Below are 2,175 nucleotides of genomic sequence, written 5' to 3'. Positions count from 1 at the left end.
CCGCCGCGCGGCACCAACGACCGCCGCGCCGACTTCGCCGTGCCGGCCGTCAGGCCGCGTTGCCGTCCGGTCCGCTGTGGACCCGGCTTGGCGCGACGCCGGGCGTTGACGCGTGCTAGCGGCCCACCGGGATGCCGCTCTGCTCGGCCCACGCGCCGACGTCCTCGCGGCGCAGGGCCGTCGCCAGCAGGTCCGGGAACCGGTCCGGGGTGCACGCGAACGCGGGCGCGCCCAGCTCCGACAGCCGCGCCGCCAGCTCGTGGTCGTAGGAGGGCGTGCCGCTGTCCGACAACGCCAGCAGCACGACGACCACCACGCCGCTCTGCACCAGTTCCCGCACCCGGCGTTGCAGCTCCCGCGCCACGCCGCCCTCGTACAGGTCGCTGATCAGCACCATCACCGTGTCCGTCGGCCGGCGCACCAGCGACTGCCCGTACGCCACCGCCCGGTTGATGTCCGTGCCGCCGCCCAGCTGGGTCGAGAACAGCAGGTCGACCGGGTCCTTCAGCTGCTCGGTCAGGTCGACCACCTCGGTGTCGAACACGACCAGCTTCGTGTCGACCGCCTTCAACGACGCCAGCGACGCGCCCAGCACCGCCGAGTACACGACCGACTCGGCCATCGACCCGGACTGGTCGACCAGCAGCACCACGTCCCGCAGCGACGCCTGCCGGCTGCGCCTGCTGTTGCCGACCAGGTCCTGGACGACCACCGTGCGCTGGTCGGGCTGGTAGTGCCGCAGGTTCTTCCGGATCGTCCGGTTCCAGTCCACATCGGACAGACGGGGCCTGCTCGTGCGGCGGGACCGGTCGATCGCGCCGTGCACCGCCGCCAGCAACCGGTCGGCCAGCTTGCGCTCGATGTCCTCCACGACCTTGCGCACGACCGCGCGGGCCGTCTCGCGGGTGCGCTCCGGGATCGCCTTCGACAGCGAGACGAGCGTGCCGACCAGGCTCACGTCCGGCTCGACGCTCGACAGCAGCTCCGGTTCGAGCAGCAGCTGGCGCAGGCCGAGGCGTTCCACCGCGTCGCGCTGCATGACCTGCACGACGGAACTCGGGAAGTACGTGCGCACGTCGCCCAGCCACCGGTGCAGCACCGGCGACGACCCGCTCAGCCCGGCGCTCCGCTTGCCACCGGGGTCGGGCGCCTCGCCGCCGCCGTACAACCCGGTCAGCGCCGCGTCACGCCGCTGGTCGTCCTCGCCCAACGACCCCAGGTCGCCGGCCGCCCCGCCCAACAGCAACCGCCACCGCCGCTGCCGCTCACCGGCGACGTCGAGAGTCACACCCACGCACCTCCACCCGTCCGCGCCAACGCCATCCCCGCCAACGCCATCCCGCCAACGCCATCCCCGCACCGCCGCCGAGCTCGCGTTCCCGCCCCGTCCCCGTCGTCGGGCCGTCGCCGGTCGGCCCGCGACCGCCGGCCGTGTCGCCGGGTTCCCGCACCTGTCGCGCCACCGCCGCCCCCGTCAGCCCGCGGCCGCGAGGAGGCCGCGCACGTGGTCCGCCAGGCGTGCCGCCAAGTCCTCGTCCCAGTCGCTCGCCGCCACCGCCCCACCCGGACCGGTGCCCTTCACCCGGTCGCCGAGCATCCGGCGCTCCGCCGGGCTGAAGTCGCCCACCGCGCGGCGCAACAGGGGCAACGCGGCCGAGAAGTCGGCCCCGGACAGGCCGGTCAGCCACTCGTCCACCACGCCGAACAGGCGGGGGTCGGCGGTGAGCAGGGCCGCCGAACCGCGCAGGAACCCCGCCACGAACGCGGTCGCGCCGGCGGCCACGGACACCGCCCGGTGCAGCCGGGCGGCCACCTCGTCCGAGTCCAGCGCACCCGTCTCCCACAGCAGGCGGGTCGCCCGGCCCGTCGGCAGGCCGTGGGCGTCGGGCATCGCGACCAGCGCCCTCAGCGCGCGCTGCCACGTGTCCTTGTGCTCGTCGTCGGCCGCCAGCCGGACCGCTTCGTCGGCGCCCTCCACGGCCTTGACCGCGCGTTCCGCCGTGTCCTCGTCCACCCCGCGGCACGCGAGCGGCAGGCCGACCGCGCCGCGGGCCAGCAGGCCGTGCAACGCGACCCGCAGCAGTTCCGGGTCCGTGCCGCGCACCGAGCCGTACCGCACGGTGGTCGCCAGGTCCGGCAGCGCGGCGAGCAGCTCCACCGCGTCCGTCGCGGCGG

Annotated in this window: 2 protein-coding genes; both read right to left on the bottom strand. The window is 75.4% G+C overall.

Annotated elements, in window-relative coordinates; genetic code table 11:
• Positions 1–115 precede the first annotated feature (115 nt).
• Positions 116–1,288, bottom strand: a complete 1,173-nt coding sequence (locus tag ACFQ3T_RS36130; RefSeq protein ID WP_380730585.1) for a VWA domain-containing protein — start codon at positions 1,286–1,288, stop codon at positions 116–118.
• Between the two features lie 186 nt (positions 1,289–1,474).
• A partial coding sequence (locus ACFQ3T_RS36125) for a DUF5682 family protein (protein WP_380730583.1) occupies positions 1,475–2,175 on the bottom strand: 701 nt, incomplete at its 5' end.

It is taken from the genome of Saccharothrix hoggarensis (assembly GCF_042678885.1).
Classification (GTDB): domain Bacteria; phylum Actinomycetota; class Actinomycetes; order Mycobacteriales; family Pseudonocardiaceae; genus Actinosynnema; species Actinosynnema hoggarensis.
This window is presented reverse-complemented; position numbering and strand designations above follow the sequence as displayed.